The organism is Ruegeria sp. R14_0, assembly GCF_017743975.1.
Lineage (GTDB): Bacteria > Pseudomonadota > Alphaproteobacteria > Rhodobacterales > Rhodobacteraceae > Ruegeria.
Genome location: NZ_JAGHRC010000006.1, coordinates 13,224 through 37,118 on the forward strand (window position 1 = coordinate 13,224; position 23,895 = coordinate 37,118).

Annotated in this window: 22 protein-coding genes and 1 pseudogene; 16 read left to right on the forward strand and 7 right to left on the reverse strand. The window is 56.1% G+C overall.

Annotated elements, in window-relative coordinates; translation table 11 throughout:
• Positions 1 to 4: 4 nt before the first annotated feature.
• Both J7416_RS16260 and J7416_RS16265 read right to left on the reverse strand, forming a co-directional pair.
• Positions 5 to 748, reverse strand: coding sequence for a zf-HC2 domain-containing protein (locus J7416_RS16260; protein ID WP_209226290.1), 744 nt, complete (start codon positions 746 to 748; stop codon positions 5 to 7).
• Positions 745 to 1,251, reverse strand: coding sequence for an RNA polymerase sigma factor (locus tag J7416_RS16265; protein ID WP_209226291.1), 507 nt, complete (start codon positions 1,249 to 1,251; stop codon positions 745 to 747). The genes J7416_RS16260 and J7416_RS16265 overlap by 4 nt, the downstream gene beginning before the upstream one ends.
• A gap of 97 nt (positions 1,252 to 1,348) precedes the next feature.
• On the opposite strand from J7416_RS16265, the gene J7416_RS16270 reads away from it, so the two are divergent.
• From J7416_RS16270 to J7416_RS16285, 4 genes are all read left to right on the forward strand, one after another.
• On the forward strand, positions 1,349 to 2,275 hold the full coding sequence (locus J7416_RS16270) for an alpha/beta hydrolase (RefSeq protein WP_209226293.1): 927 nt from the start codon (positions 1,349 to 1,351) through the stop codon (positions 2,273 to 2,275).
• A gap of 26 nt (positions 2,276 to 2,301) precedes the next feature.
• The gene (locus J7416_RS16275; protein WP_209226295.1) at positions 2,302 to 3,348 is read left to right on the forward strand and encodes a DUF1611 domain-containing protein; all 1,047 of its coding nucleotides are present in this window, start codon (positions 2,302 to 2,304) and stop codon (positions 3,346 to 3,348) included.
• On the forward strand, positions 3,345 to 4,847 hold the full coding sequence (locus tag J7416_RS16280; protein WP_209226296.1) for an ABC transporter ATP-binding protein: 1,503 nt from the start codon (positions 3,345 to 3,347) through the stop codon (positions 4,845 to 4,847). The genes J7416_RS16275 and J7416_RS16280 overlap by 4 nt, the downstream gene beginning before the upstream one ends.
• Before the next feature lie 305 nt (positions 4,848 to 5,152).
• Positions 5,153 to 6,271: a hypothetical protein gene (locus J7416_RS16285; RefSeq protein ID WP_209226298.1), complete on the forward strand. Its 1,119-nt coding sequence runs from the start codon at positions 5,153 to 5,155 to the stop codon at positions 6,269 to 6,271.
• A gap of 203 nt (positions 6,272 to 6,474) precedes the next feature.
• On the opposite strand, the gene J7416_RS16290 is transcribed toward J7416_RS16285, so the two are convergent.
• Both J7416_RS16290 and J7416_RS16295 read right to left on the reverse strand, forming a co-directional pair.
• Positions 6,475 to 7,293, reverse strand: a complete 819-nt coding sequence (locus J7416_RS16290; RefSeq protein WP_209226299.1) for an NAD(P)H-binding protein — start codon at positions 7,291 to 7,293, stop codon at positions 6,475 to 6,477.
• A 45-nt stretch (positions 7,294 to 7,338) separates the two neighbouring features.
• On the reverse strand, positions 7,339 to 8,247 hold the full coding sequence (locus J7416_RS16295; protein ID WP_209226300.1) for a haloalkane dehalogenase: 909 nt from the start codon (positions 8,245 to 8,247) through the stop codon (positions 7,339 to 7,341).
• 129 nt (positions 8,248 to 8,376) lie between these two features.
• Between J7416_RS16295 and J7416_RS16300 the strand changes: the two genes are divergently transcribed.
• Positions 8,377 to 8,979 carry a TetR/AcrR family transcriptional regulator gene (locus J7416_RS16300; RefSeq protein ID WP_209226301.1) on the forward strand — a complete coding sequence of 201 codons (603 nt, stop codon included), beginning with the start codon at positions 8,377 to 8,379 and terminating at the stop codon, positions 8,977 to 8,979.
• A 181-nt stretch (positions 8,980 to 9,160) separates the two neighbouring features.
• Positions 9,161 to 9,658: pseudogene (locus J7416_RS16305) on the forward strand (tyrosine-type recombinase/integrase); the annotation flags it as partial.
• Between the two features lie 356 nt (positions 9,659 to 10,014).
• Here the strand turns inward: J7416_RS16305 and J7416_RS16310 are convergent.
• The 3 genes from J7416_RS16310 to J7416_RS16320 form a co-directional block, all read right to left on the reverse strand.
• Entirely contained in the window at positions 10,015 to 11,388 is a 1,374-nt protein-coding gene (locus tag J7416_RS16310; protein WP_209226302.1) for an aspartate aminotransferase family protein, read from the reverse strand.
• Between the two features lie 20 nt (positions 11,389 to 11,408).
• Entirely contained in the window at positions 11,409 to 12,893 is a 1,485-nt protein-coding gene (locus J7416_RS16315) for an NAD-dependent succinate-semialdehyde dehydrogenase (protein ID WP_209226304.1), read from the reverse strand.
• Between the two features lie 115 nt (positions 12,894 to 13,008).
• The gene (locus tag J7416_RS16320; protein WP_348540289.1) at positions 13,009 to 13,491 is read right to left on the reverse strand and encodes an Lrp/AsnC family transcriptional regulator; all 483 of its coding nucleotides are present in this window, start codon (positions 13,489 to 13,491) and stop codon (positions 13,009 to 13,011) included.
• 69 nt (positions 13,492 to 13,560) lie between these two features.
• On the opposite strand from J7416_RS16320, the gene J7416_RS16325 reads away from it, so the two are divergent.
• The 10 genes from J7416_RS16325 (at position 13,561) to doeB (ending at position 23,534) form a co-directional block, all read left to right on the forward strand.
• Positions 13,561 to 14,949, forward strand: a complete 1,389-nt coding sequence (locus J7416_RS16325; protein ID WP_209226307.1) for a PLP-dependent aminotransferase family protein — start codon at positions 13,561 to 13,563, stop codon at positions 14,947 to 14,949.
• A gap of 176 nt (positions 14,950 to 15,125) precedes the next feature.
• Positions 15,126 to 16,136: a TRAP transporter substrate-binding protein DctP gene (gene dctP / locus J7416_RS16330; protein WP_209226308.1), complete on the forward strand. Its 1,011-nt coding sequence runs from the start codon at positions 15,126 to 15,128 to the stop codon at positions 16,134 to 16,136.
• Between the two features lie 94 nt (positions 16,137 to 16,230).
• Entirely contained in the window at positions 16,231 to 16,836 is a 606-nt protein-coding gene (locus J7416_RS16335; protein ID WP_247744351.1) for a TRAP transporter small permease, read from the forward strand.
• Between the two features lies 1 nt (position 16,837).
• On the forward strand, positions 16,838 to 18,124 hold the full coding sequence (locus J7416_RS16340; protein ID WP_209226309.1) for a TRAP transporter large permease: 1,287 nt from the start codon (positions 16,838 to 16,840) through the stop codon (positions 18,122 to 18,124).
• Positions 18,125 to 18,135: 11 nt separating this feature from the next.
• Complete coding sequence (locus J7416_RS16345; protein ID WP_209226310.1) at positions 18,136 to 18,573, forward strand: universal stress protein; 438 nt, start codon at positions 18,136 to 18,138, stop codon at positions 18,571 to 18,573.
• Positions 18,574 to 18,580: 7 nt separating this feature from the next.
• Positions 18,581 to 19,345: an ectoine utilization protein EutA gene (eutA, locus tag J7416_RS16350; protein ID WP_209226312.1), complete on the forward strand. Its 765-nt coding sequence runs from the start codon at positions 18,581 to 18,583 to the stop codon at positions 19,343 to 19,345.
• Between the two features lie 17 nt (positions 19,346 to 19,362).
• Positions 19,363 to 20,352: a hydroxyectoine utilization dehydratase EutB gene (eutB, locus tag J7416_RS16355; protein ID WP_209226313.1), complete on the forward strand. Its 990-nt coding sequence runs from the start codon at positions 19,363 to 19,365 to the stop codon at positions 20,350 to 20,352.
• A gap of 1 nt (position 20,353) precedes the next feature.
• Positions 20,354 to 21,346 (forward strand): ectoine utilization protein EutC, encoded by a 993-nt coding sequence (eutC, locus tag J7416_RS16360; protein ID WP_209226314.1) that lies wholly within the window; start codon positions 20,354 to 20,356, stop codon positions 21,344 to 21,346.
• A gap of 11 nt (positions 21,347 to 21,357) precedes the next feature.
• Positions 21,358 to 22,545, forward strand: coding sequence for an ectoine hydrolase DoeA (gene doeA / locus J7416_RS16365; RefSeq protein WP_209226316.1), 1,188 nt, complete (start codon positions 21,358 to 21,360; stop codon positions 22,543 to 22,545).
• Positions 22,542 to 23,534, forward strand: coding sequence for a N(2)-acetyl-L-2,4-diaminobutanoate deacetylase DoeB (gene doeB / locus J7416_RS16370; RefSeq protein WP_209226317.1), 993 nt, complete (start codon positions 22,542 to 22,544; stop codon positions 23,532 to 23,534). Before doeA ends, doeB begins: the two co-directional genes overlap by 4 nt.
• Positions 23,535 to 23,895 lie beyond the last annotated feature (361 nt).

The following is a 23,895-nucleotide window of genomic DNA, read 5'->3' on the forward strand; positions in this document are numbered from 1 at the left end:
CACCTTAGGGCGTCCAGCCGTTTTCAATCAGATCCGCCTCGGCGGCAGGGGCGAGTGACGCCCCTGCCCCCAGCCGATCCAGAAACGGCATCAATCCCTGCATTTCCGCACCGCTTGCCGTGACGAACCCATCGTCGGTACCTGACGCAGACAGCGGTTCTGACATTGTCACTTCCACAACCCAACTGTCAGACGTGATGCAGGCGATGCCGAGGTTGATGCGTTGCGCCGCGCGGTTGATGACCTCAAACTCCCGGCAATATCCGTCTGAAATCGGCAGCGTGGCGAGGATCATAAACTCCTGATCCGTCCCTGCTACCTCTGGCACGCCGGATGGCAAGCTGTTCAACGCAACGGCAAGGTTCGAGCCAGTGTCGACGGGCCCCAAGGTCAGATTCGGCGCTGAAGCCGGCGCAAACAGGTCGGGACCGGTGAAGACGACAAGTGCCAGCGTCGCCGCTACAGCGGTGCTTATCCACACGGCGGGTCGTTTTCGAAAGGGTATGATATCAGCTGTCTTCGGCTCACCCAGAATGACGTTCTTGATCGCCTGGGGCACGGGTTCCTCCATGGGATCGCTGAACGCCTGCAACAGGGCTTCATTTGCGGCCATGAGATTGTCGACATAGACTTGATCCTCGGGGTGATCCGCCAGATGCATGACAACGGCAGCGGCTTCTTCGGGTGAAAGTTCCCCGTCCGCAAAAGCTGCGAGGCGGGAGCGGTCCATTGTAGGTTTTGCACTCATTGCATCGGCCCTTTCGCCATCCCCAACTGCGGCAACAGAGCATCTCTGGCCCGTGACAAACGGCTCATAACCGTGCCAACGGGCACCTCCAGAACATCTGCAGCCTCTTTGTAGCTCAGCCCCTCGACGGCTACGAGGGACAGCACAATGCGCTGTTTCTCAGGCAAGGCCCCCATGGCGCTTCGAGCCATGTCGAGCATCATCCGATCCTCGGGGAGACGCGCGGAACGCCCCTCATCACTCAGACCTGCCAATTCGGGGTCTACAGGCGCTCCGCGCGTCTTGGCGCGCCGACGATCATCGATCCAGAGGGTTTGAATAATTCGGTACATCCAACTGTCCATATGCGTCCCTTCTCGGAACTGATCTGCGTTCTTCAATGCCTTCACACAAGCAGACTGCACCAGATCATCGGCGTCCGGCTGGTTGCCTGCCAGAGACAGCGCAAATCGGCGCAGTTTTGGCACCAGCGCCACCAGATCTTTACGGAACCGGTCCGTCATGCCGTCTCTCCTGTTTCGGGTCATGTCCAATAACAACGGATGGTAGAGACAACTATTCCACGGGACAGAAAAAATCTAAAACGCGCGTCGTTTAAACATGACCCAGCGTGTTCTGAGCGGCCCAAAACAGACTTCTCAAAAAAGTTGGAATAGATCGCAATCAGCTTCGTTGTCCCAACAAGACCACAATCAATCAGGAGCTGAAATCATGTTCGATACCGCAATGGATGTTCCCCCTGTCAACGGACCAATGACGACCACCCGGTTTTCGGTCCGTGTCGGCGAACGCACACTGTCCGCCGACGTTCACATCCCGAGCATGCCCGCGCCCGATACCCCTCCCTTGTTGGCTTTACACGGAATTTCACGGCGTGCTTCAGTGATGGCCAAGGCTTTCGCAAGCCATTGTGAGGCCAAGGGGCAAGTTTTAATCACGCCCCGGTTCTCAAGAAAGCAATGGCCCCATTTCCAGCGCATTGGCAGCTACCGGCCCGACCGATCTCTTCTCGCAATACTCGCCTTGGTTGAGCAAATGGGCGTCGCGAATACAAACAAGGTCGACCTGTTTGGCTATTCCGGCGGCGCACAGCTCGCGCATCGATTTGCGATGCTTTACCCGCAACGCGTGGCCAGCCTGCATATCGCCGCTGCTGGTTGGTATTGTCTGCCGGATTTTACTCAGCCCTTTCCGATGGGTTTGGCCCCGGCGGAAAAGCCTTTGAAGATGAACGTCCCCGCCCTGGCCCACAATCAGTTGCGGAACTACCTGGAACTTAAGCTTCGGGTCTACATAGGTGCCGAGGATCAACACCGTGACGATGCCCTAAGAAAAGGGCATGCCATCGACAATGTGCAAGGCCGTCACCGGCTGGCCCGCGCACGCCACTATTGCAGGGCCTTTCGCGCCGCCGCCGAAGCGCGGGGGATCACCCCCAATCTGTCGCTGACGGAACTTCCCAACTGTCTACACAGCTTCGCCGATTGCGCCAAAGCGGGCCTGACCAAGCTTGTCTGTGAAGCTTAAAACGCATCAAAAACAGGAGATTACCCATGGAAAATCACCACTTCAAGGGCGCCAAATGGTGTTTTGCAACCAGACGTATTGATCAAAGCTTAGCGCATGGATTGCATCAGGACTTTGCACAGGCGCAACCGGGGGATCTGATCCTTGGCCGCGTCACATCCATCGGCAACCACCAACGTATCCAATTGCCTGCGGGACGGCCCTCAACCCTGTATCCCGGTGATCTTGTTGTGCTGCCCTGCGGCGCGCGATACGCGCCCGACCAGTTCGAAGGACTGGCCGAGATCGACGAAAAGGGCAGCGACATGCTTGCGGGCGGCGGCTGTCTTGGGCGCATGGTGCATCGGAACGAGCGCATCAAACCCCCGACCCGAATTCAGCCGCTGGGGCGCATCACGTCAAAGGACGGCGTTGTTCTGAACACCAGTGATTTCGCCCTGCCCGAACGCACCAGACCGGCGCAAATCCCGGTGATCTGTGTGGTTGGGACCGCAATGAACTCGGGCAAAACAACAGCAACGGCAGCCTTGGCCCATGGTCTGACCAAGGCCGGGTGGCACGTGGCCGTGCTGAAAGGCACCGGGACCGGTGCGTTTGGAGACTACAACTCCTTTGTCGATGCAGGCGCGTCCTTTGTGGCCGATTTTACCGACGCAGGCATGGTCACCACCTATCTCGAACCGATACCGCGCATCGTTGCGGGCATTGATACGCTCCTGGGCGAGTCAGAATCCCTTGGCTGCGACATCGCGGTGATGGAGCTTGCAGACGGCATCTTCCAGCGGGAAACAGCTGCCCTGCTGGCCGACGCCTCCGTCCGTGACCGGTTTTCGAAGTACCTTTTTGCCTGTGCCGATCCGGTCGCAGCCGCAGGGGGTGTAGCCGAGCTGGGCCGAAACGGCATTCGCCCCATCGCACTGACAGGGATGCTGTCATGCTCTCCCATGGCGGTGGAAGAAGCCCAGACTGCCACGGGTGTTCAGGTCCTGACCCGCCGTCAGCTTCTTGATCCGGCCTATGCAAACACATTGGCCGCACGCGCCGGGATCGAGCGGGCCCGGCACGCCGCATGACCCCCCCGGGACTGTTTGAGGGTCAACGACGTCGCCTGTTTATCTGGATTCTGTTTGCGACCCTCACACAGGCCACCGCTTTTGCCGCGGTGGCCATCGCAACGCGCACGGCCTTTGTCGCTTTGCACGCCGGATCGGACCTGCCCGCTCTTCCCATTGCAATTGTCGGAAGCGCCGGGATGTGCGGTGCCCTGATGCAACTGGCCTTCCGGACACTCGCGGAACGTTTGGGACAGAACTATGCCAAAGATGTTCGCCTGAGCTTGTTTGATCACGCAAGCCGCAGCGATCAACGCGATCTGGACCAAAAGCGCATGGGCTATCATGTCTTGCGTTTTACCGGGGACCTGTCGGCCATGAAAGACTGGCCGGGTCTTGGGTTGCCGCGGCTTGTTCAGGCCGCAGTCCTCTTGCCGACGGCAACGGCTGTTTTGATCTATCTCGACCAGCGGTTCGTCTGGGTGGCGTTCTGTGCCGTCTTGCCCACGGCATTTTGGGCCGCACTTACGCAGCGAAAGCTTCTGAACGCACACCAACAGCAGCGAAAACTAAGGGCTCAGCTGGCGGCCGATATTTCTGAACGCTTGCCGATTGCTCCAAGGCTTTCGGCACTGGGACGGCGGAAAATTGAGATGAAGTCGCTCGGACGCCGGGCCGAGCGTGTTGCTGATGCGTCCTGTGCGCGTCGAAGTCTCAGCGAAGTCAGAAAGGCCATACCTGAATTCTCAGCTGCAATCGCTGCTAGCCTGATTTTGGTGATCGGCGGAACTGGCGGCATGTCTGCGGGAACTATTGCTGCTGCTTTGGCAGCTCTGGGGCTGATGATCCGACCCTTGCGCAACGCAGTAAATTCCAGCGATCACGCTGCGAAGTTTCGTGTGGCCCATAACAACCTGTTGCGCGCGCTAAACCGTCCGTTAGCCGAACCACGAAGTTCCAAAATGCACCTGCGCAGGGAACCGCTTTCGCTTGAAGTCACGCTTCAGCACGGTTCAGAAATGAAGGTGCTTCCGGGCGAAAGTGCGGTCATATCGAATACCTTGATGGAGCGGATCGAGTTCGTCCTGTTGGGAAACGCGGCGCTCGGAGATTTGTCGCTTAAACTAAACGGCAAGGAGGCTTCGCAATTAACGCCCGGAAGCCTGCGCAGGTCTGTCGGTGTTCTAACAGATCAGCCACTGATCCTCAAAGGAAGCCTCCGCCGTGCGTTAACGCTTGGTTTGAGGCGACGCCCTTCTGATGAGCAGATCACCATGGCTGCCAAGAACGCCAACCTGCAAAACGTCATCAGCGACATAGGAGGGTTAGGGTTCAGCCTTGCAGAGCGTGGAGCGAATTTATCGGCTAAACAGAGGCTGCATATCTCAAGTCTTCGCCTCATTCTTCAGGAGCCGAGCGTAATTCTGGTTCGCAGCGCTCCTTGCAAATCTTTTAAGTCAACGTTGCTTTGGGAAAAAGCAACCAAACTCGCAACTTGTCGCGAGTTCTATGCCAGCTAAGCCCGGGATCTTGTCAGAAGGCGGCAAACCGTCAGTATGGGCTCACTCTGGGTCTCGGTGTTGTTGCAGCACAAGCCCCTGCCCCGCTGCCAGCTAACTACCCAGACGGCCTATAGCCGACATCCAACGGGTGTTAGCCATGCTGTGGTCGCTCACGCGTTGCCGACATTCGCAGCGCCAGCGAGCTTGACATGATGAAGAGCTCTGAAAATGGGAATTCTCTCTAAGTTTGATTTTTAAGAGGCAAGGCGGCTACGCTTCAAGTTGATAGTCTGAAGGAAATTTTTGCCAGAGGAAATCGTTAGATGCCTGTTACTTTACGACTTGCGACGTTCAACATCGAAAACCTTTTCACACGACATGATTATAATGCGTTCCTCCAAGGCCCAAATAGCCGTGAAGCTCGATACTTAGCCCCAATTGCTCAGTTCCTCGCTGAGTACGGAGACGGAGACCTTAATGACTTCCAGGATTTTCGACGGCTAATCCAAACCGCGTCAATTTCACAGGATGATGACAAGCGCCAACACACGGCACTCGCTCTCGCACAGTTGAACGCTGATGTGGTCGCCTTTCAAGAAGTGGACAGTTTTGGCGCGTTAGAGCGTTTTATGTCGGCATACTATGCCAAGCTCGGCGAAAAGACGTATCGGCACATCGTTTTGCACGAAGGCAATGATATGCGAGGCATAGATGTCGCTATTGCTACTCACGCAGATTGGCCGGTATATACACGATCGCACGCCGACCTGACCCCTGCATGGTTAGACGACACAGAGACTGGTGTGGGTCTTCTCGAGGAATTTCCAGAAGCAAAAAAGAAGGCAAGCAAACTGCGGGGCCGTAGGATATTCAGGCGTGACTGCGTCGAAGCGGTTCTTAGCAAAGCACCTGTCACGGTCTTTAATTGCCACTTTAAATCAATGGGAGGCGGAAGAGATGCAAGTATGGGAATGCGTCAGCTGGAAGCCATCGCAGTGCGTGAAATCATAAATCGAAAGTTTGAGACTCCAAGCGAAGCCCTGTGGTGTATCGTTGGAGATCTGAACGACTACAAGCAAGTGATTAAGGTCAGGAAACGTTTCGACGATGAGGGCAGACAGGTCGAAGACATTGAAACGCCAAATGAATCCGGAGTTGACCCGCTACTAAATGATGGATTTGGCGTCAACCTCGTCAATCTTTTGCCAGAGTTGGATAGGTGGACACACTACTACGCAAGCGAGAAGCACAAGACGCAACTTGACTACATCATTGCTTCCCCGGCCCTCGCCGAGAAGATTGTTGGACTTCCTGAAATTGTACGTTCGGGGATGCCGTTCCGAGTCCCAAATTCGGACGATATTCCACGTTTTCCTCGTATTGGTTGGGATAGGCCAAAGGCCTCTGATCACTGCCCGCTGGTAGTGGAGTTTCGGATCTAGAAATTTGCTAAACTAAGATGATCTGATGCGGTCAGTAACGGCTTTTAGCCGACATTTAGCACGGCATCGAAATTCTGCGCGCGCAGCCCGCTTTGCTGACATTCGCCGTAAATACAAAATCTCGACTTCTGCGAATTCACTAGATGCGGGACAGAGCGGACCATCACTTTAGGCCACAAGGGGTGTAAGCCTTGCCACAATGATCAGGACCAACACCCGGCCGCATTTGCTGCTTCTGCAAACTGTTGGAATGTTCTGGGTTCACGATCCAAAGCCCGTTGTAAGCCATCTGAGGTACTGGCGTTTTTCCCATTGAGGATTTCAGCAACAAGCTCTGCGACAAATTTAGCGTCCGCTTCTGGAAACCCCGCGGCAACGAGCGTTGCTTCAAACTCTTCGGGCGTGATCGTTTTGTACGTGATGTCTCGGCCAGTCACAGCCGCAATTACCGCCATGGCTTCGTCCCAGGTAAGCAAGTCCGCGCCCGTGATTTCATATACCTGTCCGGCGTGACCATCCTCCAGAAGGGCCTCAACGGCCACGTCGGCGACGTCTTCCAAATCGACCCAAGGTTCCTTCGCACCAGAATCTGGGGCCGACACCTCACCAGCAAGAACACTGTCGAGAAACCCGCCTTCGCTGAAATTCTGCATGAACCAACTTGGTTGCAGGATCGTCCATTCAAGGGACGAGTCCTTTACCAATTGCTCGCAAGCCTGAGCGCGAGCCTCGTTGCGCTCCGAAAGCATGACGATACAGCGAAGCCCAGCCTCTTCCGCCGCTGTTACAAAGGCTTCAATCACATCGTGGGCGGAGGGCACAGCGAGATCAGGTGAATAAGCGACGAAGGCCGATTTTATTCCCGCCAAAGATGCCTGCCATGTTTCAGGTTTTTCCCAATCAAACGGAATGGCGCTTCGGCGTGTTCCGTATCGAACGGCCAAGCCGCGTGCGTGCAGTCGCTCGGCGACCCTTTTTCCTGTTTTACCAGTGGCGCCGATGACGAGGATTTCATTACTCATGGATATCTCCAGCTGTTCGAGTTGAGTATGTGTCGATCTTCGACGTCAGGTCTTGGTTAGGCCGAAATGGGTCAAGGCGCGTTCAGCGATCAAAGGCCCTGCCGCTTCCTGCACGAAGTGCCCGCCCTCAGGAATTTCCAGAGGGTCCGGGCGGCCCTTGATGAACGTGCGTAGGTGGTTCATCACGTTTGGGCCGAGCATTTCATCCTTCATGCCGATGGCCATGTAACTGTCGCCGTCCCACTTATTGGACCAGAACTGCACCGCCTTCTGCGACGTATCCACGCCGGGCGCATCCATGGTGCGTGCGATCAGGTGGGGAAACTTGCGAACACCGGCTTTGTAGGTTGCGTCCGGGAAAGGTGCCGCGTAAGCTGCTGCATCGGCTGCCGAGATGCTGGGTTCGTTCTTCTGCATGATGAACTCAATCGGCACGTCAGGATCAGAGTCGATGTCCGCCTGCCACACGTCGAAGGCCGGCATATCAACGGGGCCTGCCATGAGCCCGGTGTTCATGACCAAGAGCCGTTTGAACCGCTCCGGCATTTCCATCGGCAGCGTCAATCCAAGTACGCCACCCCAATCCTGCACAACGAGTGTGACGTTGTGCAGATCGAGACGCTCGATCAAAGCCAACATGCAGTTGCGATGGAAATGAAAGGAGTAGACCTCATCATCCACGGGCTTGTCTGACTTTCCGAAGCCTATCCAGTCCGGTGCAATGACCCGCGCCCCGGTGCCCACGAAGACCGGTATCATCTTGCGATAGATGTAACTCCAGCTGGGTTCACCGTGCAGGCAGAGAAACACTTCATGCGCATCGGTGGCGCCTTCGTCGACGTAGTGACCGCGCAGACCTTCATATCCGGGCAGGTCATCGATGTAGTGCGGCTGGAAAGGATACTCCGACAATCCTTCAAAATGAATGTCCGGTGTGCGCAATGCTTCGATCATGGCGATTCCCCAATTTTGGTCAAGTGACCAAAAAATTAGTTAGGTCGCTTGACCAAATAGATCAATCCCCTATTTTTCCAAACGTGACAAAACTGATAACAACGCAAAGAGATCATAGAGAAATCTGAAGTGGATCAGACAATTACAGCTAGCAATCGATCACAAAAAGAAACGCAGATACTGGAGTGCGCGCTCAAGCTCCTGATCGAGACGGGGGACGCGGGCCTTACGATGCGCCGGATCGCCGACTGCGCCGGCATGCGGTTGAGCAATGTGCAATATTACTTCAAGTCCCGTGACGATGTTTTGGTCGCAATGGTCGCGCAATACTTCGACGCATGCGCGGATAACCTGCTCAGACTGACCGAAGAGAGCAAAGCCCGGACAGAACGCGAACGCGTCAGGTTCCTTGTGAATGCTGGCCTTTCGCACGGTCAGGAGATCAGTGACATGTGCCGCGCATTCCGTGAGATTTGGGCGATCTCAAGCCGAAACAATGTGATTGATCAATGTCTGATGCGCTACTACCGCCGTTTTGCCGATCTCATGGCGAACTATGCACTTAGCGACGAATTGGGCACGGCTGATCGTGAAAAAGTGAAGGCCCTCTTGGTTCCTTACTTTGAGGGATACTCTGTGACTGCGCGATCCTTGAACTTAAAAAACGATGTTGTCGTGGACATGGTAACGGACATTGCACTGAGTTTGATGAGGCGTGCCATGCGTCAGTAGCGCATAGTTTCCGTGAATATCGAACTTAGGCAATCGCCATCAGTTCGAGTTTGGTACGCAAATATGTGACCGCTTCGGGCTCATCGCGGACCTCAGAGGCAGCGTAGCATTCTGTGGTAACGTTTTCCGGTCAACGTCGGGTTGTCGTTGTGGGCGGGTATGGCGGACCGGAGGATCAACCATGGAAACCCCAAATTTACCTGCCATTCGTGTTCTTCGCCCAGCTTGGAACCTAGGACGCATCGTCGGCCAGAAGCCACCGCTGAAACCAAAGCATGTCTGGGCAATCCGAGTTCGCCTCGAGCTTGCCGAAAACCATCGCGATCTTGCGCTCTTCAACATGGCAATCGACAGTAAGCTCCGCGGCTGCGATCTGGTGAAGATGAAGGTCGCCGATGTCATGTCATCGGGTCAGATTAAGGAACGGGCTTCGGTCCTCCAAAGCAAGACGCAGAAACCCGTGCGCTTTGAGATATCAGAAGGCACACGTGCCTCTGTTGAGAAGTGGATGGAAGATGAGCTGATGGTCGGTTCGGAGTACCTTTGGCCCGGCCGATTTCATGAACGCCTGCACATCTCGACACGCCAATATGCACGGATTGTCCGCGATTGGGTCACATCGATCGGCCTCGAAGCAAGCGCTTACGGAACCCATTCAATGAGGAGAACCAAGGTCACTCTCGCGGGCGGCCCATTCCAGCCATTCATCGGGTCACGCCGCGCTGCAATGCAACTTCACCGAACCGGACTTTCGCTGCGGGCGCAAAATCCAAGTGCCGTCGAAATTGCGCTCTCGGGACGAAAGCGGCCACTGGTCCAACGACCGCTTTATGGAGCCTCGTTCAGAACCACGGTTGAAGAGAGCACAGCAATGTCAGCACAAAAGGCCACAGGGCGCATGTCCTTTCAAACGCGTCGACGGTCGCAGTTGCGGTTCAAAGTGAACCTAAGAGCTACCGAGGCGTCGAGTTTCAATTGGCACTGGCGCCCAGCACGTTCTACTTAAGACTTTGTGGCAGCAACGAAAAGATGGGCCTATGCAAAGTCGGTGGAAGCAACCGCTCGGCGTGTTGCCTCGACGATCCTGTCGGCCTCGTTGCGCGTGAGGCATAGGGGAGGGGCGAAGCCCAGTATGTCGCCTTGCGGCATGGCTCGTGCGATGACGCCTTCCCCCAAGAGCGCTCCGGCGACTTTTGCGCCGACACCTTTGCCGGGCTCGAAGAACGACCGGGATGCAGGATCACGCGCGAATTCGACGGCGCAGAGCATACCCTCGCCGCGAATTTCAACGACGTTTGGATGGGAACCCAAGGCTTTTTGCATCTCGGCATTCAGATAGGCGCCGGTGCTTCCTGCGTTGCTCACCAGATCCAGCTTGTCGATCAACTGCAGATTGGCAATTCCAGCGGCCGCCCCAATCGGATGGGCCGAGTACGTCCATCCGTGACCAATGGGGCCGTTTTCGTCTGTTCCCTGTTCCAGCACAGACCATACCTTCTCGGACACAATCGAACCGGATAGCGGCGCATAGGCCGAGGTCAGGCCTTTGGCAATGGTGATAATATCAGGCTGCAGCCCATAATGCGTTGAGCCGAACATGCTGCCGAGTCGCCCGAAGCCGGTGACCACTTCATCCGCGATCAGAAGAATATCGTATTTGTTCAAAACCTCCTGAATGGCAGCCCAATACCCATCGGGAGGCGGGACGATCCCGCCGGTTCCAAGAATGGGTTCTCCGATGAACGCAGCAATCGTGTCGGGCCCTTCGGCGAGGATAAGGTCTTCGAGGCGCGTGGCACACCAGTCGGAGAATTCTTGTTCGCTCATACCAGCCTCGGGGCGGCGCAGGTAATACGGTGCTTCGGTATGAATGACCTGAGCCAGCGGCAGGTCGAATTTCTTGTGGAAGAGCTCAAGCCCGGTGAGTGATCCGGTCATCAGGCCTGATCCGTGATACCCCCGCCACCGGCTGATGATCTTCTTCTTTTCGGGGCGGCCAAGAATGTTGTTGTAGTACCAGACAAGCTTTACGTTGGTCTCATTGGCGTCGGAACCACCCAGTCCGAAATATACCTTGGACATGTGATCCGGCGCGCGATCCAGGATCATTTTGGCAAGTGTGATCGACGCCTCGGTGCCATGGCCGACATAGGCGTGATAGTAAGCCAGCTCTTTGGCTTGTTCGGCAATTGCTTCGGCTATTTCCTGTCGTCCATAGCCGACGTTGACGCAATAAAGCCCGGCAAACGCGTCCAGCATACGCTTGCCATCGCGGTCTTCGATATACACACCTTCCCCGCCTGTGATGACACGAGACGGCGTGTCGCCGCGCGCATGGTTGGCCAGATGTGTTGAGGGGTGAAAGAAATTCTCGCGATCACATGCGGCCAGTTGATCATTTGTCAGCATTGTCTTGTTCCTCGCCTTTGTCACGCCCAGTCGCGGCAGACATATTTGATTTCTGTGAAAGCCTCGAGCCCTTGTCTCGCACCTTCGCGCCCTAGCCCGGACTGTTTGACGCCGCCGAAAGGGATCGGCGCGCCGGTAATTTTGGTCCGGTTCACGGCGACCATGCCGAACTGCAAAGCTCGGCTCGTTCGATAAATCCGACGCGGGTCCTGTGTGTGGACATACGCGACCAGCCCGTATTCCGTCGCATTTGCGATCTCGACGGCCTCGTCTTCGGTATCGAAGAGCGCAATCGCTGCCACCGGGCCAAATGTCTCTTCGTGGAATATCTTTGCGTTTGTCGGCACGTCGCTGAGGACAGTGGCCTCAAAGAACAGAGGGCCTTTGTCAGATACCCGACCTCCGAGCAGGCAGTGTGCGCCTTGCGCGACAGCGTCTTCGACCTGTTCGATTTGCTTCGCGACAGCTGCCGCGTTCATCAGTGGGCCGAGGTCTGGATCGTTGACCCCCGCATCCATTGAAAGCGCCGCTGTGGCTTTGACGAAACGCTCGACAAAGGCATCATAGATGGGACGGGCAACAAGGAACCGATTGGCGCCGAGGCAATCCTGACCGGTCGTTGCGAATTTGGCGTTGATGGCTTCGTGGACCGCGACGTCCAGATCGGCATCTTCGAAAACGATGAAGGGAGCATGCCCGCCAAGTTCCAAGACCAGCCGTTTTACGGTTTCTGCCGACCGGGCATAGAGCATCCGCCCAATTTCCGTGCTGCCGGTAAAGGACAGTGCGCGTACACGCGTGTCGTTTAACCACGGCTCAACCACTGCCGCAGGGTTTCCGGTCACCACATTGAAGACGCCTTCCGGAAATCCCGCACGATCAGCGAGCTCGGCGAGGGCCAGCGCGGAAAAAGGCGTTTCCTTCGAAGGATGGACAAGCACGCTGCAACCCGCAGCTATGGCCGCTGCCGCTTTTCTCGTGATCATCGCACAAGGGAAATTCCACGGTGTGACCAGTGCCGCGACACCAACCGGTTCGCGCCAAAGTTCGACCTCGGCCGTATTCAGATGCGACGTGACACCCTCGATATTGGGTCTGCGGGTTTCCTCTGCGTAGAATTCCACAAAAGATGCAGCATAGTCGATTTCGCCGCGCGCCTCCGAGATTGGCTTGCCCTGCTCGGCAGTCATGATTTGCGCGAGGTCCTCTCGGTTGGCCACAATCAGATCATGCCATTTTCGCAGCACCTCCGCCCGGTCCTGCGGCAGCGACTTTGCCCAGGACGTAAATGCACGATGCGCCACATCGACCGCACCTGCGCTGTCTTCGCCGTCAATCGCGGCGACATGACCCAGCACATGTCCCGTGGCCGGATCGGAGACGCCAAATTCTTCTCGGCGGCGTCCGGCAATCCACTGATTTCCGACATAGGCGAAATGCTTGAGCAGCGAAGCATCTGACAGATTAATCGTTGGAACGTGAGAAAGGTCAGTTTCTGCAAGCATAGGTGCAACTCCTGGACAAAGGCTGCATCCTTGATAGCGCGAGAGGCCGGAGAGGGTGTTTCTGATTGTGGGGCTTTAGGCAGACGAATTCTCTTAAATCAACCTGGGTAAAGCGTCACTTTTTCTGCGCGCCATCGAGGACGGTAAACGGGGGTGCGCTGGCCTTGACTGTTGATGTGACGATGTAGGTGAAGTATCGCGCCAGCCCGAGATCGGCGTGCAGAAGCTCGTCTATGAAGCGTTGATACGTATCCACGTCTCGAGTCACGACTTGCAGGATATAATCAAATCCACCGCCCAATGCCCAGCAGGCGGTGACCTCATCGCGCTGGAAAACCGTGTCTTCGAAGGCGCGAAAATCCTGCGCCCTGTGTCGTTCCAATTCAACAGTAACGAATATTGTGACGCTGGGTCCGAGCGCCGAAAGCTCGATATCTGCGCGGTAGCCCCGGATCAGCCCTGAATTCTCCAATCGTTTCAAACGCTCCCAACAGGGTGTCGGAGAGAGGTTCACGCGCTTGGCGAGCTCGGTTTTAGATATCCGGCCCTCGCGACTTAGGATGCGAAGGATTTCAAGGTCCCGATTATCAAGTTGAATGCTCATATGAAACCAATCCGCAATTGGAATGTGCTTGTCAATTGTATTGATATTATTCAGGATAATATCATGACAAAATGGCCGATACAAAGAGAAGACCTGGTGCGCCCAGCCTACCGCTCGCTTGCGAGAAAGCTGGTTGAGGCGATTGAGAGCGGTGATTTGCCCGCCGGAACGCAACTTCCGACCCATCGGGCGCTGTCCTACGAGCTAGAGCTGAGTGTTCAGACAGTCAGTCGTGCTTATGACGAATTGGGCCGGCTGGGCTTTATCAGCGGAGAGGTCGGACGCGGCAGCTTTGTGCGCGGGCGCGACGGCGATGCTCAGGTGCCATGGAATCGCACGTCGAGTGGTTTTAACATTATTGACCTCTCGATGCTCGCCCCTGTCACCGGTGACATCCACGCACAGTGTATGGCGCAGACACTGAGCGAACTGTCCAGGGACCTGCCGCAAAGCACGCTCGTTTCGTTTCGACCGCGCTCTACTTTGGAGCGGCATGTGACAGAAGCTGCGCGTTGGATCACAGCAGGAGGGGTGCCGGTAGACCCTGAGCGAATTATTCCGACAAACGGCAATACAGCGGCCATGAGCGTCGCGTTGCAAACGGCCGCCTTGCCGGGTGAGTTGGTTGTGACCGAGACGCTGGGGCATCATACCCTAAAATCGCTGACCTCAACGCTGGGTTTGCGCCTGCAGGGTCTGTCCATTGACTCAGAGGGTATTGTGCCCGAGGCATTCGAAGCTGCCTGCAGGAACGATGCTGTCAAAGCGTTGTTTCTAATGCCATCCGGGCTCGGCCCGACATGTGCCTTCGCGGGCACCGAACGCAGGCAGGCCTTGTGTGACATTGCGAAAAAGTACGGTGTTTGGATTATCGAAAGCGATGCCTGGGGTCCGATCAACCCGGCAAGATCCCCGGCATTTGCCGAACTGGCGCCGGATCAAACGTTCTACTTTACCGGGGTGACGAAATGCCTGCTGCCCGGGTTACGGCTTGGCTGGCTGGTGGTTCCGGAAACGATGATATCGGCCGCACGGAACCGTCATCTTGTAACGAACTGGATGGCGACACCCCTTATGGCCGAGATTGCCACGCGCTGGATCGTAGATGGGACGGCGCAAGCGCTTTTGAAGTGGCAAAGGAAGAACCTCGACCGCAGAAACGCAATCGTGAGATCAAAGTTCGGTCCACTTGATTTTGCTTCTTCGCCGTATGGAATGCATGTCTGGCTTCCGCTGCCGGAGCCATGGAAAGCGCAGGATTTTGTCGAACATGCGCGCAACGAAGGTGTCGCGGTTGCAGCCTCCTCGAATTTTCGGACCGGAGAAGAGGCCGCACCGGAAGCTGTCCGCATATGTGTCGGAATCGGGACAGAGCAAGAGCTTGCAAAAGGATTGAGCATAATTGCTCGTTTGGCAGGCAATTCGCCGGAACCGGCACTTCTGGCAATTTGAGACTGCACGGAAACGCTGGATAAAATTGTCATGATTTAATAAAAAAATTGACATGATTTGATTTTCCACAAAAGCATTGGCGGCGTCAGGGCCGGATGATGTGTCATGCGCCCTCGAAGTTACAAACGGCCGATCAGGGCCAACCTGAGACGCGCCAATGAAACAGGGAGTCAAACATGACAATTAAGAAAATTGCTGCAGCAGCGTCTGCACTTGCAATGCTGGTCGGAGCGACCTCGGCCAGTGCCGACAATTGGCGCTATGCCATGGAAGAGGCGCTGACGGATCCTCAGGGCATGTATGCATTGAAATTCAAAGAGGTGATCGAAGCCAATTCCGATCATACCGTTCAGATCTTCCCCATCGGCTCGCTTGGGGAATCCGCTGATGCCATGGAACAGGCACAGGCCGGGTTGCTTCAGTTCATTGATCAGTCGCCGGGCTTTACAGGCGCAATGATCCCGGAAGCCGAAGCATTTCTGGTGCCCTATGTTCAGCCGACAGATCCCCAGGAAGTGCGAAAGTTCTTCAAAGAGGGCGTCGCGGTCAACGAGATGTTCCACGACAGCTATCGCGAACAGGGCCTGGAGCTTTTGGCCATGTTCCCCGAGGGCGAAATGGTCGTGACCACCATGGAAGAATTCCGCACTCCTGAAGATATGGAGGGCATGAAAATTCGCACCATGACGTCGCCATTGCTGCTGGAGACATACAAAGCCTTTGGAGCGTCGCCGATTGCCATGCCTTGGGGCGAACTGATCGGGGCCCTGAAAACCAACATGGTTGACGGACAGGAAAATCCCACGGTCTGGATCGAAGCCTATGATCTGGACAACCTCACCAAGGTCATGACCTATACCGGCCACGGACAATACACGACTGCCGTCATGGCAAATGCCGAATTCTATGACGGGCTGAGCGACGAGGACAAAGCCCTTGTTCAAAAAGCATCGCAGGAAGCTTTGGATTATATCCTCGATGTGGCGGTCGAACTGGACGCTATCGGCTTGAAAAAAATCCAGGAATCCAACCCCGACTATAAGATCGTGCGCCTGACGGACGAAGAGCGCGAAGCGTTCAAAGAGCGGGCCAAATTGGTGGAAGCTGCATTTATCGAGCGGGCAGGACCGCGTGGTGAGGCCATCCTTGAACAGATGAAAAAAGATCTGGAAGCGGCGCGGCAATAGGCTGCACCAGAGGAACCAAATCACTCACGGTGCGTTGCACTGCGGGCCCTTTCCAAAATTCTGGGGCCCGCAGGCCGTCTGAAAAATCAAAGTGATGCGCCGGGTCGGCTGGCAGTGGGGAGAGAAGATGAACAATACGCCAGATAAAAAAGGCGGCGTGACGGGTCTGATCGACAGTTTGGACAACGGCATAGCCGCGCTGGAACGAGTGATCATGGCCATCGGCGTGATCCTGATGGCCGTGAATACCATTGCCAATGTCATCAGCCGGTTTCTGTTCAATCACTCAATCATCTTCGCAGAAGAACTAAACAGTATTTTCATTTTGTTGGTGACGTTTGCCGGGCTTGGATACGCCGCCCGACATGGGCGCCATATTCGGATGTCGGCCATTTCCGATGCTATGCCGCAGCGTGTCCGGAAAATTCTGATGATTGTCATCACGGGGGTCACTTCGATCCTGCTGCTGCTTCTGGCTTGGTATGCGGTGCAATACATCGTCAGTATTCAATCGAAGGGGCGCGTTTATCCTGCGCTTGGATTCCCCGTTTACCTCAGCTTTCTTTGGGTACCTGTCGGGCTGCTCGTCTCGGGCATTCAGTACGCGTTAACCTGCGTTCAAAATCTGAAAGAGCCGGAAATTTATCTGTCCACGGATCTGCGCGAAGCGGATGCACAGGAACTGGAATTGGAGCTTTAATATGGCCCTGGTAATGTTTTCCGTAATGGTCGTGCTGCTTCTGCTGGGCTTTCCGATGATGGTTCCGCTGATCGCTGGCGCGTTTATTGGCGTAGTTCAATTGTTCGGTTCCATCGAAAAGACCGAATTTCTGGTTCAACAGATGCTTGGGGGAATCCGACCCGCGTCTTTGATTGCCGTGCCTATGTTCATATTGGCGGCGGACATCATGACACGAGGTCAGTCAGCGGGTCGCTTGATCGATATGGTCATGGCCTTTGTCCGCCACATTCGAGGGGGTCTGGCGGTCAGCACTGCGACGGCCTGCGCCTTGTTTGGCGCTGTGTCGGGTTCCACCCAGGCAACCGTTGTCGCCGTGGGAACACCCCTGCGGCCCCGAATGCTCAAAGGCGGTTACAAGGATTCGTTCATCCTCGCCCTCATTGTGAATTCAAGCGACATCGCATTTCTGATCCCGCCTAGCATCGGGATGATCATTTATGGTGTGGTGGCAAAAGCATCCATTCCTGAATTGTTCATCGCGGGTCTTGGGCCGGGCATTCTGATCCTGATTATGTTTTCGATCTACAGTGTCATCTATGCCAAGCTGAACGATGTCCCGACCGAGCCGAAAGCGTCGTGGAGCGAACGGTTGGTCGCGATCCGCGGTGCCCTGTGGCCACTGGGGTTTCCGCTGCTGATCATTGGCGGGATTTTCTTCGGTATTTTCAGCCCGACAGAGGCGGCTGCAATCAGCGTGGCCTATGCGCTGTTCCTGGAAGTGGTGATTTTCAGAACCATGAAAATCACGGACCTCTATCAAACGGCCCTATCGACAGGCATGGTGACCGCTGTGGTCTTTATCCTTGTCGGTGCCGGGGCTGCATTCGCCTGGGTTTTGTCCTTCGCGCAAATCCCGCAGCAGCTATTGGGGGCACTTGGAATTGACCAGATGGGTCAGATCGGTGTGCTGTTCACAATTGCGATCGCATTCTTCATCGGCTGCATGTTCGTGGACCCGATCGTGGTGATCTTGATCTTTGTTCCAATCTTTGCACCTGTTGTCGCGCAAACCGGGCTTGATCCGATCCTCGTTGGCACATTAATCACATTGCAGGCTGCCATCGGGTCAGCCACGCCACCCTTTGGATGCGATATCTTCACCGCGGTGGCGGTTTTCAAGCGGCCCTATCTTGAGGTTATCCGCGGAACGCCACCTTTTGTGTTCATGCTTCTTACCGTCTCGGTTCTTTTGATCTTCTTCCCGCAACTGGCGCTTTTCCTGCGCGACGTGGCCTTTGGTAAATAGGGGATTGGCGCATGTTTACATCAATACTGGCGGCATTTGACGGGTCCGAAGGCGCAGTCGCGGCGCTTCAAAAAGCGGCGGAGCTGGCGAAACTTTCGGGCGCGGAACTTACGATTTTGACCCTCTACCGGCACCATTCGGTGCTCGAGGGGTCAATGTATGTCACAGACGTAGAACAACCCGATAACATTGACGAAATCATGCGTGAACGTTCCAAGGAAATCGCGGAAAATGGCGCATCAATCGCCCGGGAGGCGGGCTGCGAGCACATCCGGGCGTTCGTAAAAAGCGGGCCGGTCGCGCGAACGATCATTGGCTTCGCGCAAGAGCATAAGAATGACCTGATCGTCATGGGAAGCCGTGGTTTGGGGTCAATCGAAGGGTATTTGCTGGGAAGCGTTTCGCACAAGGTGACAAGCTTGGCACAATGCCCAGTACTTGTTGTGTGAGGTAGAAATGGAATTGTCCATAAAGTCTTCGGTTTCAACCGTTGCATCCCATCTCGACGCCCGCCCCGTTTCAAAGCGTATCGGATTGGTCGCCCTGGCTACGGATCATACGACCGAAGTGGACTTTGCGCGGATGCTGCAAGGCCAGGATGTTGGTGTCTATGTGAATCGTATCACGTTCGACAACCCGACCACTCACGACAGCCTTATGCGCACCGGTCCGCGTCTTGCAGCGGCGGCCGCCGACATTCTGCCGGGTGAGGCGCTGGATGTTCTGGTCTATGGATGCACCGCCGCCTCTGTGGTTTTGGGCAACGACAAGGTGGCCGAACACATGAACAAGGCCAAGCCCGGCGCGCCATGCGTGACCCCAAGTTCCGCCGCCTTCGATGCTTTCGATGCTCTGGGAGTTAGGAAGGTCAGTGTTCTGACCCCCTACACGCAGGATGTAACGGATTCCCTTGCTGCCTATTTCTCGCAACGCAGCGCAACCGTCGTGAACGCCGCCTGTTTCGGGCTGACTGACGATCGCGAAATGGCGCGTATATCCAAAGAAAGCATTGTCGAGGGCGGGGTTGCTGCCTGCGCCGATGATGCCGATGCGCTTTTCATTTCCTGCACCGCCGTTCGGGCCGCCGGATGTGTCGAGGAATTGGAGCAGCGGCTGAGCAAGCCGGTTGTGACGTCCAATCAGGCGATGGTTTGGCGGTGCATGAAGCATCTGGGGACACCCACCGACGTGCCCCATGGCGGCTTGCTGTTTAAGACGTAACATGCTCGGAATAAGCAATGAAATCTGAAATCACTCTTCAGGACAGCCATGCGGCGCGGCAGCGCATTTCTGGCCATGTCCGGACCACTCCGATTGCCGCCTCACCTAGCCTGAGCGCGACAACCGGTGGCACCATAGAACTCAAATTAGAGCAGCTGCAAAAAACCGGCAGTTTCAAACTTCGCGGCGCGACCAACGCTGTGTTGTCGCTGACCGAAGCGGAACGTGCGCACGGCGTAGTCGGTGTCTCCACCGGCAATCACGGTCGCGGTCTGGCATACGCGGCAAAACAGGCAGGCGTCCGGTGCATCATCTGCATGTCGGAGCTTGTGCCGCAAAACAAGGTGGACGGGATCAAGGCGGAAGGGGCCGAGGTGCGTATCGTCGGGCGATCGCAGGATGATGCCCAGCTGGAAGTCGACAAACTCGTTGCCGAAGGCATGGTTACATTGCCGCCGTTTGACCACCCTCAGATCATCGCAGGGCAAAGTACACTGGCGCTTGAGATGCTTGAACAGTCGCCAGATCCCGATACCGTACTGGTCCCCTTATCCGGCGGTGGGCTGATTTCTGGGGTAGGCATGGTCATCAAAGCGCTGAGTCCATCGACCCGCGTGATCGGTATTTCGATGGAGCGTGGTGCCGCCATGTATGAAAGCCAACAGGTGGGCAAGCCCATTATGGTCCCCGAGCTTCCAACCCTCGCGGACAGCCTCGGCGGTGGGGTCGGGCTGGACAACGAATACACTTTCGCAATGACCCGCGACTTTGTCGACGAGATCCTTCTGGTCTGCGAGGCCGAGATCGCCGCAGCCATCCGCCACGCCTATTGGCAAGAACGTCAGGTCATCGAAGGCTCGGGTAGTGTGGGGATTGCCGCACTGATGTCGGGAAAAATCAAAGATCCCGGCAAATGCATCGTCGTCATTTCGGGGCAGAATATCGATATGAACCTGCATCATCGGATCATTTCCGGTGAAGATGTGGATGTGGCACAGGAGAGTTGAGTTGCCAGAAATCAAAATACTGACCGAGGCCGACCTTCGCACGCTTGTTCCACTGGACATCGACGCGGTTAACTGTGTTGAACAAGGATTTGCCGTGCTGGCCGGAGGCAGCGTCGTGATGCCCCCGATCATGACGTTGATGGTACCGGACCATAATGGCGAGGTCTGTGTGAAGTCCGCCTATGTTCCCGGCATCGACAGTTTTGCTATGAAGATGAGCCCAGGATTTTTCGACAACCCCAAATTGGGCCTGCCAAGTACATCCGGGTTGATGGTGTTGTTTTCTTCCAAGACGGGTATTCTCGAAGCTCTGCTGCTGGATAACGGCTACCTCACGGATGTCCGCACCGCCGCCGCCGGAGCCGTGGCCGCGCGTCACTTGGCAAAAGCAGACGCAAGCACGGTCTGTGTCATCGGAGCCGGAGTTCAGGCGAGGTTGCAGTTAAAGGCCCTTTCTCTCGTGCGACCAATCGCAAGCGCGGTGATCTGGGCGCGAGACAATGCAAAGGCCGATGCTCTGGCGACCGAACTGCGGGATGAGATGGGGATCGACGTAAGTGCGAAGGAGGACGTCGCTGCTGCAGTATCCTCGGCGGATATCGTCGTGACCACCACGCCCGCTTCCACGCCTCTAGTCATGTCGGACTGGTTGCGACCGGGGCAGTTGGTCATCGCGATGGGGTCGGATCAGGAACACAAGGTCGAGCTGGAACCGGGCTGTCTGGCCCGCGCGGACCTGTACGTACCGGACAGTCAGTCGCAATGCGCCGTCAAAGGTGAATTGCGCAGCGCCCTTAGTGTAGGTGTTGTTCCTCCCGAAATGCAATTTGCCGAGTTGGGAGAGGTCGTCGTTGGCAATCTGTCTGGTCGGCGGTCAGAAAGCGATATTATCATAGCCGATCTGACAGGCACTGGCGTGCAGGACACCGCCATCGCCACGCTCGCAAGGCAACGCGCCGAGGCCAAAGGCGCGGGCACTACATTCAACAGCTGAAGAAAAACACCATGAACGCACCCATTCTCCATTTCACGCCCGATGAATTCGCAAGCCGCCTGTCCAAGACCCGAACCGCAATGGTGGCTGCCGGGCTGGATGTGCTCATAATATCGGATCCGTCCAATATGGCGTGGCTGACAGGTTATGACGGCTGGTCCTTTTATGTGCATCAGGCTGTGGTCGTGGGCACCGATTTCGACCCGATTTGGTTCGGACGCGGACAAGATGCGGCTGGCGCGCGGCGCACAACATGGCTGCCCGAGGCCGATATCATTGGTTACCCGGACCACTATGTCCAATCCACTGAGCGTCATCCGATGGATTATCTCGCGGCGCGTTTGACCGAGCGCGGTCAGGGCGCAAAGCGTGTCGGCGTCGAGATGGACAACTACTGGTTCTCGGCCAAAGCCTACGCTGCACTGACCAACGGTATGCCGGACGCTTCGTTTTCCGATGCAACAGCACTGGTGAACTGGCAACGCGCCGTAAAGTCCGAGACCGAACTTGACTATATGCGTGTCGCAGGGCGGTTTGTCGAAAAGATGCACAAACGCATCTTCGAAGTGGTTGAGCCGGGACTTCCAAAGTCGTCGCTCGTGGCCGAGATTTACGATGCCGGTTTGCGCTATGACGACCAGATTGGTGCTGGGGGCGACTATCCCGCGCTTGTCCCGCTTTTGCCGTCTGGAGCGGACGCCGCCGCGCCGCACCTGACCTGGGATGACAAGCCCATGAAGTCCGGCGAGGGGACATTTTTCGAAATCGCGGGCGTGTATCGTAGGTACCATTGCCCGCTATCGAGAACAGTTTTTCTTGGTCAGCCGCCGAAAGCATTTCTTGAAGCCGAGAAAGCGGTTCAAGAGGGGATGGAAGCCGGTCTTGAAGTGGCCCGCGCGGGCAATCTCTGCGAGGATATCGCCAAGGCCTTTTTTGCGGTTCTTGCCAGCCACGGCATCGAGAAGGACAACAGAACGGGCTATCCGATCGGGCTATCGTATCCCCCGGACTGGGGCGAAAGGACTATGAGCCTGCGGGCGGGTGACAAAACGGTTCTGGAACCAAACATGACGTTCCACTTTATGACGGGCCTTTGGATGGACGAATGGGGCTTTGAGATTACCGAAAGCATTGTCATTCGAGACGGCGAACCCGAATTGCTCGCCAAAGTTCCACGCAAACTGATGATCAAACCATGACCGCAACCAATCCGATTTCAAGCACAGTTCCCTTCGATCAGGACGGGGAGTTTCATGGCTTTCTGTCTCTTCCGCACAGCCGCGAGGACAGCGCATGGGGCCTTATACAAATTCCGATTTCGGTGTTTCGAAACGGAGACGGCCCGACCGCGTTGCTCACAGGCGCCAACCACGGAGACGAATACGAAGGGCCAATCGCGCTTCAATCGCTTGCGCATGATCTGAGCGCAGAAGACGTTCGTGGTAGGGTGATCATCGTACCTTACATGAACTACCCGGCATTCCGGGCCGCGCAGCGTATCTCGCCGGTAGACGGGCTGAATTTAAATCGAATCTTTCCCGGTAAGCCAAATGGTACGGTGACAGAGAAGATTGCAGATTACTTCCTGAGCCAGCTCATCCCCTTGGCAGATATCGTTCTGGACTATCATTCGGGTGGTAAGTCGCTGGACTTCATTCCATTTGCCGCTGCGCACGTGCTGGATAACAAAACCCAAGAGGCGGCTTGCATAGCCGCGATGGAGGCGTTCGGCGCCCCTTACTCGATGACGCTAAAAGAAATCGACTCCGCTGGCATGTACGACACGGCGGTCGAGGAGGCAGGGAAGATTTTTGTCTCCACCGAGCTTGGAGGTGGCGGTTCCGCCACAGCACGCTCAGCCGGCGTCGCACGCAGGGGTGCAGAAAACATCCTGAGGCACGCTGGGATCTTGAAAGGAGAGCCGATTGGCACTGGCACCACTCGCATCGACACCACCGGCGGCGATTGCTTTCACTTTTCGCCCTGCGACGGAATGCTTGAGATGTTGTTCGACCTCGCGGATGACGTGGCCGAGGGCGACACCATCGCAAGGATCTGGCCCTTGGATGGGTCAGGGCAAAAGCCTTCAAAGGTGATTTCAAATGAGACTGGGATTCTGGCAGCACGACATTTCCCCGGCCTGATCAAGCAGGGCGATTGTCTGGCTGTTGTGGCCGTCACTCCGTAACGCTTGGCAGTGCTCTGTTCGTTTTGTTTGCGCGAAAAAACGTCTAATTCAGGAAAATGAAGTTAGTGCGGGACGTATGAAATCAAACCCTCCCGAACGCATTTAGACCGGTTTTACTGAACGCGCGCGACTAAGTGGCATAGGGCTCACCCCGTAGTGAGCTGTGTGCAAGACCCTACATTCGCTGCGTGCTGACGAGTGATCAAGTTGGGCTCCAAGCGGACCTTCGGGCAGGGGGAAGGCCGTCAAGGGCGTGCCGAAAGCCGAAGAGGCCAAGCTGGAAGCAGCTGGCGCCGAGGTATCGGCTTGGCGATTATGCGGAGGGGCCGGGCCAGTTGGTCTAGCCTTTTTGTTGTGTGAC